Below are 12,636 nucleotides of genomic sequence, written 5' to 3' on the forward strand. Positions count from 1 at the left end.
GGCTCAACATCGAGACACTGGCGCGCGAGGAGGCGACGCAACTGCCGCCCAACGCGCTCGGCCACGTCGAGCTGGCGCTGCAGGAACCGCTCGCCGCCCTGCCGTACGCCCGGTCGCGCACGCTGGGTGCGCTGATCCTGGTGGACACCGCCAGCCACAAGACCTCCGCCGCGGTTCTCGTCCAGTAACCACGTCGCTTTTTATCCCCTCGTAAAATCCGCGGTTTACATCGAATGACCGCCGCCCTGCCATGACCCACGTCGTCACCGAAAACTGCATCAAGTGCAAATACACCGATTGCGTGGACGTGTGCCCGGTCGACTGCTTCCGCGAAGGCCCGAACTTCCTCGTGATCGACCCGGACGAATGCATCGACTGCGCCGTCTGCATCCCGGAATGCCCGGCCAACGCGATCTACGCCGAAGAGGACGTGCCGGCCGACCAGCTCGCCTTCATCCAGCTCAACGCCGAACTGGCGCTGGCCGCCGGCTGGAAGAGCATCACCAAGCGCAAGCCGTCGCTGCCCGATGCCGACGAATGGAAGGACAAGCCGGGTAAGCTCGCCGAGCTGATCCGCTGATCGCCGGCGCGTTCGACGCGTCCGCGCCATCGTCCCCCGGGAGGCCAGCGTGCCTCCCGTTGTCGTTCTGGAGCGCCCATGTCCGCCGATGCCCTGTTCCCCGACGAGCCGATCGTCACCGACGCATTGATCATCGGCGCCGGCCCGGCCGGCCTGTTCCTGGCGTTCGAACTGGGCCTGCTCGGCATCCATGCGCAGATCGTGGATGCGCTCGACCGTCCAGGCGGCCAGTGCGTCGAGCTGTACGGCGACAAGCTGCTCTACGACATTCCCGCGGTTCCAGCCTGCACCGGTCAGGAACTTGCGGAGCGCCTGATGGAGCAGGTGCGGCCGTTCGCGCCCGGGTTGCACCTGTCGCAGGAAGTGGCCACGCTGGAGGCGCGCGCCGACGGGTTCGCCGTCGGCACCTCGCGCGGGGTGCAGTTCCGCGCGCGTACCGTCTTCCTCGCAGCCGGCGTGGGTGCCTTCACGCCGCGCCGGCTGCAGGCCGACGGCATCGAGGCCTTCGAGGGCACGCAGGTGTTCCACCGGCTGCATGCGTCCGACGACCTGGGCGGCCGCCAGGTGCTGGTGGTGGGCGGCGACGACGCGGCGCTCGACCGGGTCGCCGCATTGCTCGCACAACCGCCGGCGCGCCGGCCCCGGGCCGTCACGCTGCTGCACCGCCGCGCCGTGCTGCAGGCCACGGCCGACCGCCAGGCACGGTTCGCCGCACAGCAGGCCGCAGGCGATGCGACGTTCGTCGTCGGCCAGGTCGCGCGGCTGCATGCGCCGGACGGCCGGCTCCAGGAAGTCGTCGTGGCCGCACCCGACGGCAGCACGCCGTCGCTGCCGGTCGATGCGGTGGTGGTCGCGCTCGGCCTCAGCCCGCGGCTCGGCCCGCTCGCCGAATGGGGCCTGGTGCTGGAACGCAAGCAGGTGCCGGTCGACACCGGCACCTTCGCGACACAGGTGCCGGGCCTGTACGCCGTGGGCGATGCGATCACCTACCCCGGCAAGAAGCGCCTGATCCTGTCGGCCTTCCACGAAGCAACGCTCGCCGCCTTCGCCGCGTCGGAGCGGCTGTTCCCCGAACGCAGCACCGTGCTGCAGTACACGACCAGCAGCACCGAACTGCACCGCCGGCTGGGCGTCGCGCCGCCCGCCGACCGCCCCGCAACCGCAAAATAAAAGCCGCCGCATCCAAAAGACGCGACGGCCAGATCCGGCGCGGTGAACGCGCCAGCGACACCGCCCCCTCAGGGCACCGCGGGTCCGGCTCTGCCGGCCCGCCAGTGCCGCCCCCGGCCGGGGGCAGGCGTTACACGCAGTGAAAAGCCTGGGGGCGAACTCAGAGATTCACGCCCTGCATGTAGCTGTCGAAGCGCGCCTCGGCGAAACGCGACCACAGCAGCTGGTCCTTCTGGAAGGTGCGGTAGTCCTCGTACAGCTTCTTCCAGTCCGGGTTCTTGGCGTCGAGTTCCTTGTACAGATCCATCGCCGCCTTGAACGAGGCGTCGAGCACCGGCTTCGGGAACGCCAGCACCTTGGTCTTGGCACCGACCAGCTGCTTCAGCGCAGTCGGGTTGCGGGCGTCATACTTGGCCTGCATGTCGACGTGCGCATGCGACGCGGCGGCCTGCACGATCGCCTTGTACTCGGGCGACAGGGCTTCGTAGGCCTTCTGGTTGACCTGCAGGTCGAGCTGCAGCGTGCCTTCCCACCAGCCGGGGTAGTAGTAGTACGGCGCCACCTTGTTGAAGCCGAGCTTCTGGTCGTCGTACGGACCGATCCATTCGGCCGCGTCGATCGTGCCCTTCTCCAGCGACTGGTAGATCTCGCCGCCGGGGATGTTCTGCGGCACGGCGCCCAGGCGCTCGATCACCCGGCCGGCGAAGCCGCCGATGCGGAACTTCAGGCCCTTGAAGTCCTCGACCGTCTTGATTTCCTTGCGGAACCAGCCGCCCATCTGCGCGCCGGTGTTGCCGCAGGGGAAGTTGACCATGTTGTACTTTGCGTAGAACTCGCGGGTCAGCTTCAGGCCGTTGCCCTCGTACATCCAGGCGTTGAGCTGGCGGGTGTTCATGCCGAACGGGATCGCGGCGCCGACGGCGAACGCCTCGTTCTTGCCGAAGAAGTAGTAGCCGGCGGTATGGCAGGCCTCGATCGAGCCCTGCTGCACGCCGTCGATCACGCCGAGCGCGGGCATCAGTTCGCCGGCCGCGTGCACGCTGATCTGGAACTTGCCGCCGGTCATCTCGCCGACCTTCTTGGCGAACACTTCGGCGCCGCCGTAGATGGTGTCGAGCGGCTTCGGGAAGCTGGAGGCCAGGCGCCAGCGCACCGTCGCCTGGGCATGCACCGCGGGCGCGACCCCGGCTGTCAGGACACCGGCGATGCCGGCATGCTTGATGATGGAACGACGATCCATGGCTGAACTCCGAGAATGGTTATGAAGAGCGGCGGGGCCTGTGCCGGGGTGGCAGAAGCCCGTCCGCGGCCATTCTAGAAATCGGATTTCGCGCTCCCTCAGGGGGTTTTCCCGCGCGGCGGCACGATGTTCAGCAAACTGCAAGCTTGCGGCCGCCGGGCCGGCGGTTCACGCGGCCTGGCGACCGCGGACCGTCACTGCGGCAGCGACTGCATGTAGTTGTCGAAGCGGCCTTCGGCGAAGCGGAACCACAGCAGCTGGTCTTTCTGGAAGGTGCGCAGATCGGCATAGATCTTCTTCCAGGCCGGGCTCTTCTCGTTGTTCTCCTCGAACACTTCGAGCGATGCCTTGTACGCCGCGTCCATCACCGGCTTGGTGAAGGCCTGCAGCTTCGCCTTCTGGCCGACCAGCTGCTTCAGCGCGGTCGGGTTCAGCGCGTCGTACTTGGCCAGCATGTCGGTGTGCGCCGCGAGCGAGGCGGCGTCGATGATCGCCTTGTTCTCGGACGACAGGGCGTCGTAGGCCTTCTGGTTGATGTAGAAGTCCACCTCGGGGCCGCCTTCCCACCAGCCGGGGTAGTAGTAGAACGGCGCGACCTTGTTGAAGCCGAGCTTCTGGTCGTCGTACGGGCCGACCCACTCGGCCGCATCCAGCGTGCCCTTCTCCAGCGCCTGGTAGACCTCGCCGCCCGGCAGGCTCTGCGGCACCACGCCGAGCTTGACCATCACGTCGCCGATCAGGCCGCCGCCGAGCCGGAACTTGAGGCCCTTCAGGTCGGCCACGCTCTTGATTTCCTTGCGAAACCAGCCGCCCATTTGCGTGCCGGTGTTGCCGCCGGGGAAGCTCAGCATGCCGTAGGTGGCGTAGAACTCGTTCATCAGCTTGCGGCCGTTGCCGTGCAGCATCCACGCGTTCATCTGCCGGGCGTTCAGGCCGAACGGAATCGCCGAGCCGAGGGCGAACGCCGGGTTCTTGCCGTAGAAGTAGTACGGCACCGAATGCGCCGCCTCGACCGAGCCCTGCTGCACGCCGTCGACCACGCCGAACGGGGGCATCAGCTCGCCGCCCGCATGCACCGAGACCTCGAACTTGCCGCCCGACATCGCCCGCACGTGGCGGGCGAACACCTCGGCGCCGCCGTAGATGGTGTCGAGCGACTTCGGGAAGCTCGACGCGAGCCGCCAGCGCACGGCGGCCTGGGCATGGACGGCAGGCGCAGCACCGGCTGCAAGGATGCCGGCGATGCCGGCGCGCTGGACGAGGGAACGACGATCCAAGGTGTGTCTCCAGGGGTATGGGCGAACGACCGCTGCGGATGGCGGCAGCCGGCTCCGGCGCACGACGGCGCGCGGGGGCGGTCGATTCTCGGAGCGGATGGATCGCGACCGCACAGGGACTTCCCCGGATGCGGTCACCCCGGGTTGACGGCGATGCCCGGGCGTGCGTTTCGCACGTCGCCCGGTCGCCGGGTCGTCAGGGCTGCGCGGGGAACCGCGCCCGCACCGCAGCCTCGATTCCCGCGGCATCCAGCCCGGCGGCGGCCAGCAGCTTCGCCGGGTCGCCGTGTTCGATGAACACGTCCGGCAGTCCCAACTGCAGCAGCGCGCGCGGCAGGCGGGCGGCGTTCAGCGCCTCGGCGACCGCGCTGCCGGCGCCGCCCATCACCGCGCCCTCTTCGATGGTGACCAGCGACGGGTGGCGCTGTGCGATGTCCAGCAGCAGCGCGGTGTCCAGCGGCTTGGCCCAGCGCATGTTGACCACCGTGGCGTCGAGCGCCTCGGCGGCCTGCAGGGCCGGATACAGCAGCGTGCCGAACGCCAGGATCGCGATGCCGCTTGCGCCCTCGCGCCGCACCTCGGCCCGGCCGTAGGGCAGCGGCTCCAGGTGGGACAACGGTGCCACGCCGGCGCCGGCGCCGCGCGGGTAGCGCACGGCGACCGGATGGTCCTGCGCGTAGGCGGTCGAGAGCAGCTGGCGGCATTCGCGCTCGTCAGCTGGGCAGGCGATCGCCATGTTGGGAATGCACCGCAGGAACGGGATGTCGTAGGCGCCCGCATGGGTGGCGCCGTCGGCGCCGACCAGGCCGGCGCGGTCGAGGGCGAACACCACCGGCAGGTTCTGCAGCGCCACGTCGTGGATCAGCTGGTCGTAGCCGCGCTGCAGGAAGGTCGAGTAGATCGCAACCACCGGCTTCAGGCCCTCGCAGGCCATGCCGGCGGCGAAGGTCACCGCATGCTGTTCGGCGATGCCGACGTCGTAGTAGCGGCCCGGGAAGCGCTGTTCGAACTCGACCAGGCCCGAGCCTTCCCGCATCGCCGGCGTGATGCCGACCAGCCGCAGGTCCTGCTCGGCCATGTCGCAGAGCCACTGGCCGAACACCTGAGTGAAGGTCGGCTTGCCCGCGACCGCCGGCTTCACCAGCCCGACGAGCGGATCGAACTTGCCGGGGCCGTGGTAGGCCACCGGATCGGCCTCGGCCAGCTTGTAGCCCTGGCCCTTTTTGGTGACCACGTGCAGGAACTGCGGGCCGGGCAGCTGCTTCAGGTTCTCGAGCGTCGGGATCAGCGAATCGAGGTCGTGCCCGTCGATCGGGCCGACGTAGTTGAAGCCGAACTGCTCGAACAGCGTGGCCGGCACCACCATCCCCTTGGCATGCTGCTCGAAACGTTTGGCCAGCTCGAACAGCGGCGGCGCCGCCTTCAGCACGCTCTTGCCCACGTTCTTCGCGGCGGCGTAGAAGCGGCCGCTCATCAGCTGCGCCAGATAGCGGTTGAGCGCGCCGACCGGCGGGCTGATCGACATGTCGTTGTCGTTGAGCACGACGAGCAGCCGGCCGTCGAGCACGCCGGCATTGTTCAGCGCCTCGAAGGCCATGCCGGCGCTCATCGCGCCGTCGCCGATCACCGCGATCGCGTGGCGATCCTCGCCCTTCTGGCGCGCAGCCATCGCCATGCCGAGGGCAGCCGAGATGCTGGTGGACGAATGGGCGGTGCCGAAGGTGTCGTACTCGCTCTCCGCCCGCTGCGGGAAGCCCGACAGGCCGCCCAGCTGCCGCAGCGTGTGCATGCGGTCGCGCCGGCCGGTCAGGATCTTGTGCGGATAGGTCTGGTGGCCCACGTCCCAGACGATGCGGTCGCGCGGCGTGTCGAACACCGCGTGCAGCGCGACCGTCAGCTCGACCGTGCCCAGGTTGGAACTCAGGTGGCCGCCGGTCTTCGACACGCTGTCGAGCACATAGGCACGCAGTTCGTGGGCGAGCGCCTGCAGCTGCTCGCGCGGCAGGGCGCGCAGGTCGGCCGGATCGTCGATCCGGGCGAGCAGCGGGTAGCGGGCGCCGAGCGGTGCGGCGTCGGGAAACGAGGGATTCAGGGGCATGGGGGCCTGCTATCTTTCTGGTAGCTGCTTGCGCAGGCAGGACCTGCGCAAAACCGCGTTTTCCTCATCATCGATTCAGTGCGAACGGTCGATGACCATCGTGGCCAGGGCATCGAGCGCGCCGGTCTTCTGCAGACCGCTCGCCGTGACGGCTTCACGCGCCTCGGCATGCAGTTCGCGGGCATGGGCGCGGGCGCGATCCAGGCCGAGCAGCGCGACATAGGTGGGCTTGTCGTGCGCCGCGTCCTTGCCGGCGGTCTTGCCGAGGGTGGCGGAATCGGCGGTCACGTCGAGGATGTCGTCGACCACCTGGAACGCCAAGCCGATGGCCGCACCGTAGCGCTGCAGGGCCGCGCGCGCGGCGGACGACGCCTCGCCGCATTCGGCGCCCATCATCACGCTGGCTTCCAGCAGGGCGCCGGTCTTCAGGCGGTGCATCCGGCGCAGAGCGTCCTCGTCGAGCGCGATGCCGACGCTCGCCAGGTCGATCGCCTGGCCGCCGGCCATGCCGGCGTGGCCGGCGGCGCGCGCCAGGCGCCGGCTCAGCGCGGCCTGGACGGCCGTGGGGATGCCGGTGTCCTCGTCGGGCACCAGCAGCTCGAAGGCCAGGGCCTGCAGCGCATCGCCCGCCAGCAGCGCGCCGGCCTCGCCGAAGCGCACATGGACCGTCGGCTTGCCGCGGCGCAGCACGTCGTTGTCCATGCAGGGCATGTCGTCGTGGACCAGCGAATAGGCGTGGATCAGCTCGACCGCGCAGGCCGCGCGCAGCGCGGCATCGTCGAGCACCGGCGCGGGCACATCGCCGGCCACCGCTTCGCGCGCGGCCAGCACCAGCAGCGGCCGCAGCCGCTTGCCGCCGTCGAGCACCGCATACCGCATCGCCTCGCCGAGGGAGGCGGGCGCGCCGGGACCGACCCAGCGCGACAGCGCGGTCTCCACCGTCGCGCGGTGGGCGGCGCTCCAGGCGTCGAGTGTGGCGCCGTTCATGCCGCCGGGTTCCAGGGCTTGAGCACGCCGTCGTCGAGCACCTGGATCTGCTGCTCGACTGCCTGCAGCCGTTCGCGGCAGAACTGCAGCAGCGCCGCGCCCCGGCGGTAGCCGTCCAGCAGCCGGTCGAGCGGCAGCTGGCCGGCGTCGAGCCGCGCGACGAGCTGTTCCAGCTCTTCCAGTGCCTCCTCGTAGGTGGCGGGCAGTGCCGGATCGGTCGGTGGGGAGGCGGGGGCCTTGGGCATGGGCAGGCTCGGGAGCGCAGTGCGCCGCCCGTCGTGGGAAACCAGTCATTCTAGGGGCGCGACGGCGCAGCGCCCGGTCGCGGACATGGCCGCTTACACGGCCCGGCAGCCCCCGGCGGGTACAATCGCGCATCCCTCCAAGCCGGCGACTCCAGCCGGCTTTTGTCTCTGCGCCGCGCGCATCTCCTATCCCTTCCGTCTTTCTCCCTGTGGGGAGTCTTTAGGTCAGGTCACCCATGTCTGATTTAAGTCTTCGACTGCAGCAGGCCGCAAGCCAACTACCAGTTTCCAGCTACTTCGACGAGGCGCTGTTCCGACGCGAACAGGAAATCCTCTTCCAGCAGGGCCCCCGCTACGTGGGGCACGCCCTGTCGGTGCCGGAACCGCGGGACTACTACGCCCTGCCCCAGGAGGGCGAGGGCCGCGCGCTGGTGCGCAACACGCGGGGCGGCGTGGAACTGGTCTCCAACGTCTGCCGGCACCGGCAGGCCGTGATGCTCAAGGGCCGCGGCTCGCTCGACCGTACCGCACCCGGCCATGCCGGCGGCAACATCGTCTGCCCGCTGCACCGCTGGACCTACGACGCGCACGGCCAGTTGCTCGGCGCGCCGCATTTCCCCGAGGACCCGTGCCTCAACCTGCGCAACTATCCGCTGCAGGAATGGAACGGCCTGCTGTTCGAGGCCGGCAGCCGCAGCGTCGCCGACGACCTGGCAGCGCTCGGGCCGCGTGCCGACCTCGACTTCACCGGCTTCGTGCGCGACCGGGTGGAGCTGCACGAGTGCCACTACAACTGGAAGACCTTCATCGAGGTCTACCTCGAGGACTACCACGTCGGCCCGTTCCATCCGGGGCTCGGCCAGTTCGTCACCTGCGACGACCTGCGCTGGGAGTTCGGCCGCCAGTATTCGGTGCAGACCGTGGGCGTCGCCAACCGGCTCGGCAAGGCCGGCAGCCCGGTCTACCAGCGCTGGCAGGACCAGCTGCTTGCCTACCGCGAGGGCCGGCCGCCGAAATACGGCGCGATCTGGCTGACCTACTACCCACACATCATGGTGGAGTGGTACCCGCACGTGCTGACCGTCTCGACGCTGCACCCGGTCAGCCCGACCAAGACGCTCAACTTGGTCGAGTTCTTCTACCCCGAGGAGATCGCCGCCTTCGAGCGCGAGTTCGTCGAGGCGCAGCAGGCGGCCTACATGGAAACCTGCGTGGAGGACGACGAGATCGCCGAGCGCATGGATGCGGGCCGCAAGGCCCTGCTCGCGCGCGGCGACGACGAAGTCGGCCCCTACCAGAGCCCGATGGAGGACGGCATGCAGCACTTCCACGAGTGGTACCGCGGCGCGCTGGCGGCCGACGGCCTTCATCTGCTATCCAAACGATAGCTGCTTGCGCAGGCCCGGCGGGCGCCAGGGCCTGATTTCGATACAAAATCGATCCGACTGAGGCCATGGCACCCTCCTACCCGCTCCTGATCTCCGCCGCCGAGCTGCAGGCGCTGCGCGACGCCCGCCGTCCGCTGATGGTCTTCGACTGCAGCTTCGACCTGATGCATCCCGACCGCGGCGCCGAGCAGTACGCGGCGCTGCACATCGCCGGGGCGGTGTTCGCCGACCTGGACCGGCACCTCAGCGCCAAGCACGGCCTGCCCGACGCGCACGGCCATGTCCAGATCGCCCACGAGGCCGACCGCCCCGCCTCAGGCGGCCGGCATCCGCTGCCGAGCCGCGAGAACTTCGCTGCCTGGCTCTGCAGCGTCGGCTTCGCCAACGACATGCAGGCGGTCGTCTACGACCGCAACGGCGCCAATTACTGCGGCCGGCTGTGGTGGATGCTCAAGTGGGCCGGCCACGACGCGGTGGCGGTGCTCGACGGCGGGCTGCAGGCCTGGCAGGCCGCCGGCGGCGCGACCCGCGGCAGCGCCCCCGAGGCGACCGACCACGAGACCGAGCCGACGCATTTCCAGTCCAACTTCGAGCTGCGCCCGCCGCTGCGCCGGCTGGTCGGTTCCGCCGACGTGCAGGCGGGACTCGGCGGCACCGTGCAGACGGTGGTCGACGCCCGGGCGCCCACCCGCTTCCGCGGCGAGGTGGAGCCGCTCGACCCGGTCGCCGGCCACATTCCGGGCGCCCTCAACCGGCCGTTCGCCGACAACCTGGGGCCTGACGGCCGCTTCAAGTCGGCCGACGCGCTGCGGGCAGAATTCGACGCCCTGCTGGCCGGCCGCGATCCGGCCGGCGTCGTGCACCAGTGCGGTAGCGGTGTCAGCGCCGTGCCGAACCTGCTGGCGATGGAGATCGCCGGCTTCCCGCCCGCCGCACTGTATGCCGGCAGCTGGAGCGACTGGTGCAGCGATCCGACACGGCCGGTCGCAAAGGGATAGCAGCCGCGCCCGGCCGCACGGGCGCTGCGCCCCGCCTCGGCCCCAGCCGGACGACCCGGCCGCAGCGGGTCTTGTAAGGCAAATTCCTACCTGGGCACCGCGAAACCAGACATCGCGGATGACGCTCCCCCGACTTAATTTCTGTTTGGCGGGTCTTCACAATCCATTTCAACGGATCGGACACAAGACCACCTGTCTTGCAACCCCGGTCCCGACCTCGAAAGGGATTGCACCATGACCCACGAACAGATGCTTGACGAGATCCGTGAAGCCAACCTGACCTACCTGATGCTGGCGCAGACGCTGATCCGCCAGGACAAGGCCGAGGCGGTGTTCCGTCTGGGCATCAACGAGGAATCGGCCGACCTGCTGGCGTCCCTGTCGGCCGCCCAGGTGCTGAAGCTGGCCTCGGGCAACACCCTGATCTGCCGCTTCCGGGTGGACGACGACATGGTCTGGAACCTGCTCACCAGCCACAACCTGCCGAAGAAGGCCGGCAACGAGGCGACCAACCGCCTGCACGCCAACATCCTGATGGCCGGTCGCGTTTCTGAAGTTCTCTGACCCGCCCGCCGCCGCTTCATCCGTCACCGTCGCCAGGAACCGCCATGACCACCACCGCCACCCCGAAAAGCGTCCTCAACGAATCGCGCCAGATCGAGCGCGCCGCGATGCTGATCCAGATGGGTGCGCGCATGCAGGTCCTTGAGTCGGAAACCACCCTCTCCTACGAACGGCTGATCCGCCTCTACAAGGAGATCGCCGGCAAGTCGCCGTCCAAGGGCCAGCTGCCCTTCTCGACCGACTGGTTCCTCACCTGGCAGGAAAACATCCATTCCTCGCTGTTCCTGAACATCTACGAATACCTATCCAAAGGCGCATCGCTCGACCCGGTGGAAGCGCTGACCAAGGCCTATCGCCTCTATACCGAGCAGGTGCAGGCCGCCGAGATCGAGCCGCTGCTGTCCTTCACCCGCGCATGGCGCCTGCTGAAGTTCGTCGACGCGACGATGCTGGCGATGACCGGATGCTCCCAATGCGGCGGCAAGTTCGTCACCGAGCCGTACGAGAACGCCAAGCACTTCGTCTGCGGCCTGTGCTGCCCGCCCGCACGCGCCGGCAAGAGCAAGGCCGCCGGCGCCCTGACGCTGCACTGATCCGCAACCGGGCCGGCGCCGGCGGCACCGAGGGAAGTCCCTCCCCTCGGCCGTCGGGTCCATCGGCGTGCGCCTACAGGTGCGTCTGGATCGGCGCCCCAGAATCGGCCGGATGTCCTCCGCCGATCCCGCGCCCGACGCCCCGCCTGTTCCGTCTTCCACCCTGCCGCCCGGCGCGGTGCCGGTCCGCGGCGCGGAAACCCTGGCGGTCCGCCTGCCGCCGCCCGCCGACGGCGATCCCGACCAGCCGCGGATCCTGCTGCAGATGCCGGTGGACGTCCGCAGCATCTCCCTCGCCGTGCTCGCGGTGCTCGGCACGCTGCTGGTGCTGCGCTGGGCCGCGGCCGTGTTCATCCCGCTGCTGCTGGCACTGCTGCTGACCTATGCGCTGTCGCCGGCCGTGGACGCGATGCAGCGCCGGCTCCGCATGCCCCGCATGCTGAGCGCCGCGCTGCTGCTCTGCGGCCTGCTGGGTGCGTTCGGTTCGACTGCCTACTGGCTGAGCGACGACGCCGCCGACCTGCTCGATTCCCTGCCGGTCGCCGCCCGCAAGGTGCGCGACACGCTGGTGCAGTCGTCCCACACCGGCCAGCCCGGCGCGCTGGACAAGGTGCAGCAGGCGGCCGTGCAGCTCGAACTGGCGACGCAGGCCCGCACCCAGCCGATCTCGCCGCGCGGCGTGACCCGCGTGCTGGTCGAGCGCCCGCCCTTCAACATCCGCGACTATCTCTGGAGCGGCACCGTCGGCCTGGCGAGCTTCGCCGGCCAGATGACTGTGGTGCTGTTCCTGACCTTCTTCGCCCTCGGTGCCGGCGACACCTTCCGGCGCAAGCTGGTGAAGATCACCGGCCCCAGCCTGTCGCGCAAGAAGGTGACGGTCGAGGTGCTCGACGAGATCACCGCCCAGGTGCAGCGCTACCTGCTGGTCCAGGTCGCAATGAGCGTGCTGGTAGGCGTCGCCACTTGGCTGGTCTACTGGGCGCTCGGCATGGAGTACGCCGCCGTGTGGGGCATCGCGGCCGGGGTGCTCAACCTGATCCCATACATCGGCTCGGTCGCGGTCACCGCCGGCACCGGGCTGGTCGCCTTCCTGCAGTTCGGCACGGTCGAGATGGCGGCGGTGCTGGCGGGTGCCTCGCTGGTCATCCACACCCTGATCGGCCAGCTGCTCACACCCTGGCTCACCAGCCGCGCGAGCAGCATGAACCCGGTGGTCGTGTTCGCCAGCGTGCTCGCCTGGGGCTGGCTCTGGGGCATCTGGGGGCTGCTGCTGGGCATCCCCGTGATGATGGTGCTCAAGGCGATCTGCGACCGGGTCGAGGACCTGAAGCCGATCGGCGAACTGATGAGCGCCTGACCGGCGCCCCTTCAGCCGGTGTTGCGCAGCCCTGCCGCGATGCCGTTGATCGAGATGTGGATGCCGGTCTGCACCCGGTCGTCGCCCTGCCCGCCCCGGTAGCGGCGCATCAGCTCGACCTGCAGGTGGTGCAGCGGGT

The 12,636-nt window shown here is 69.4% G+C and carries 13 protein-coding genes and 1 pseudogene; 8 read left to right on the forward strand and 6 right to left on the reverse strand.

Annotated features, from left to right (window positions below):
• The 3 genes and pseudogenes from QZ500_RS13225 to QZ500_RS13235 all read left to right on the forward strand — a co-directional run.
• A pseudogene (locus tag QZ500_RS13225) lies at positions 1-188 on the forward strand (sulfate adenylyltransferase); the annotation flags it as partial.
• Positions 189-250: 62 nt separating this feature from the next.
• Positions 251-580 carry a ferredoxin FdxA gene (fdxA, locus tag QZ500_RS13230; protein WP_295855872.1) on the forward strand — a complete coding sequence of 110 codons (330 nt, stop codon included), beginning with the start codon at positions 251-253 and terminating at the stop codon, positions 578-580.
• Between the two features lie 78 nt (positions 581-658).
• Positions 659-1,750, forward strand: coding sequence for an NAD(P)/FAD-dependent oxidoreductase (locus QZ500_RS13235; RefSeq protein ID WP_295855873.1), 1,092 nt, complete (start codon positions 659-661; stop codon positions 1,748-1,750).
• A gap of 160 nt (positions 1,751-1,910) precedes the next feature.
• Here QZ500_RS13235 and QZ500_RS13240 read toward each other — a convergent pair whose 3' ends face one another.
• The 5 genes from QZ500_RS13240 to QZ500_RS13260 form a co-directional block, all read right to left on the reverse strand.
• The gene (locus tag QZ500_RS13240; RefSeq protein WP_295855874.1) at positions 1,911-2,990 is read right to left on the reverse strand and encodes a TRAP transporter substrate-binding protein; all 1,080 of its coding nucleotides are present in this window, start codon (positions 2,988-2,990) and stop codon (positions 1,911-1,913) included.
• A 194-nt stretch (positions 2,991-3,184) separates the two neighbouring features.
• On the reverse strand, positions 3,185-4,267 hold the full coding sequence (locus QZ500_RS13245) for a TRAP transporter substrate-binding protein (RefSeq protein ID WP_295855875.1): 1,083 nt from the start codon (positions 4,265-4,267) through the stop codon (positions 3,185-3,187).
• Positions 4,268-4,463: 196 nt separating this feature from the next.
• Entirely contained in the window at positions 4,464-6,365 is a 1,902-nt protein-coding gene (gene dxs, locus QZ500_RS13250) for a 1-deoxy-D-xylulose-5-phosphate synthase (RefSeq protein WP_295855876.1), read from the reverse strand.
• 75 nt (positions 6,366-6,440) lie between these two features.
• Positions 6,441-7,352, reverse strand: a complete 912-nt coding sequence (locus QZ500_RS13255) for a polyprenyl synthetase family protein (RefSeq protein ID WP_295855877.1) — start codon at positions 7,350-7,352, stop codon at positions 6,441-6,443.
• Entirely contained in the window at positions 7,349-7,597 is a 249-nt protein-coding gene (locus tag QZ500_RS13260) for an exodeoxyribonuclease VII small subunit (RefSeq protein WP_295855878.1), read from the reverse strand. Before QZ500_RS13260 ends, QZ500_RS13255 begins: the two co-directional genes overlap by 4 nt.
• A 236-nt stretch (positions 7,598-7,833) precedes the next feature.
• Here QZ500_RS13260 and QZ500_RS13265 point away from each other — a divergent pair, with 236 nt between their 5' ends.
• The 5 genes from QZ500_RS13265 to QZ500_RS13285 all read left to right on the forward strand — a co-directional run bounded on the left by QZ500_RS13265 (position 7,834) and on the right by QZ500_RS13285 (position 12,497).
• Complete coding sequence (locus tag QZ500_RS13265; RefSeq protein WP_295855879.1) at positions 7,834-8,985, forward strand: aromatic ring-hydroxylating dioxygenase subunit alpha; 1,152 nt, start codon at positions 7,834-7,836, stop codon at positions 8,983-8,985.
• A 65-nt stretch (positions 8,986-9,050) separates the two neighbouring features.
• Positions 9,051-9,983: a sulfurtransferase gene (locus tag QZ500_RS13270; RefSeq protein WP_295855880.1), complete on the forward strand. Its 933-nt coding sequence runs from the start codon at positions 9,051-9,053 to the stop codon at positions 9,981-9,983.
• Between the two features lie 234 nt (positions 9,984-10,217).
• Positions 10,218-10,547 carry a flagellar transcriptional regulator FlhD gene (gene flhD, locus QZ500_RS13275; RefSeq protein ID WP_295855881.1) on the forward strand — a complete coding sequence of 110 codons (330 nt, stop codon included), beginning with the start codon at positions 10,218-10,220 and terminating at the stop codon, positions 10,545-10,547.
• A 44-nt stretch (positions 10,548-10,591) separates the two neighbouring features.
• Positions 10,592-11,140: a flagellar transcriptional regulator FlhC gene (gene flhC, locus QZ500_RS13280; RefSeq protein WP_295855882.1), complete on the forward strand. Its 549-nt coding sequence runs from the start codon at positions 10,592-10,594 to the stop codon at positions 11,138-11,140.
• A 112-nt stretch (positions 11,141-11,252) separates the two neighbouring features.
• A complete protein-coding gene (locus QZ500_RS13285) occupies positions 11,253-12,497 on the forward strand; it encodes an AI-2E family transporter (RefSeq protein ID WP_295855883.1) in 1,245 nt (414 codons plus the stop codon).
• 11 nt (positions 12,498-12,508) lie between these two features.
• Here the strand turns inward: QZ500_RS13285 and QZ500_RS19580 are convergent, their stop codons facing one another.
• Positions 12,509-12,631, reverse strand: coding sequence for a phosphoenolpyruvate carboxylase (locus QZ500_RS19580; protein WP_366763158.1), 123 nt, complete (start codon positions 12,629-12,631; stop codon positions 12,509-12,511).
• Positions 12,632-12,636 lie beyond the last annotated feature (5 nt).

The sequence above is a fragment of the uncultured Xylophilus sp. genome (genome assembly GCA_913776965.1).
Classification (GTDB): domain Bacteria; phylum Pseudomonadota; class Gammaproteobacteria; order Burkholderiales; family Burkholderiaceae_C; genus Xylophilus.

Excerpts from the sequence above, each read along its gene's own strand:
- QZ500_RS13255 (WP_295855877.1), bottom strand. The coding sequence starts at position 7,352 with ATGAACGGCGCCACACTCGACGCCTGGAGCGCCGCCCACCGCGCGACG.
- flhD (WP_295855881.1), top strand. The coding sequence starts at position 10,218 with ATGACCCACGAACAGATGCTTGACGAGATCCGTGAAGCCAACCTGACC.
- flhC (WP_295855882.1), top strand. The coding sequence starts at position 10,592 with ATGACCACCACCGCCACCCCGAAAAGCGTCCTCAACGAATCGCGCCAG.
- QZ500_RS13235 (WP_295855873.1), top strand. The coding sequence starts at position 659 with ATGTCCGCCGATGCCCTGTTCCCCGACGAGCCGATCGTCACCGACGCA.
- QZ500_RS13265 (WP_295855879.1), top strand. The coding sequence starts at position 7,834 with ATGTCTGATTTAAGTCTTCGACTGCAGCAGGCCGCAAGCCAACTACCA.
- QZ500_RS13260 (WP_295855878.1), bottom strand. The coding sequence starts at position 7,597 with ATGCCCAAGGCCCCCGCCTCCCCACCGACCGATCCGGCACTGCCCGCC.
- fdxA (WP_295855872.1), top strand. The coding sequence starts at position 251 with ATGACCCACGTCGTCACCGAAAACTGCATCAAGTGCAAATACACCGAT.
- dxs (WP_295855876.1), bottom strand. The coding sequence starts at position 6,365 with ATGCCCCTGAATCCCTCGTTTCCCGACGCCGCACCGCTCGGCGCCCGC.
- QZ500_RS13240 (WP_295855874.1), bottom strand. The coding sequence starts at position 2,990 with ATGGATCGTCGTTCCATCATCAAGCATGCCGGCATCGCCGGTGTCCTG.
- QZ500_RS13285 (WP_295855883.1), top strand. The coding sequence starts at position 11,253 with ATGTCCTCCGCCGATCCCGCGCCCGACGCCCCGCCTGTTCCGTCTTCC.
- QZ500_RS13270 (WP_295855880.1), top strand. The coding sequence starts at position 9,051 with ATGGCACCCTCCTACCCGCTCCTGATCTCCGCCGCCGAGCTGCAGGCG.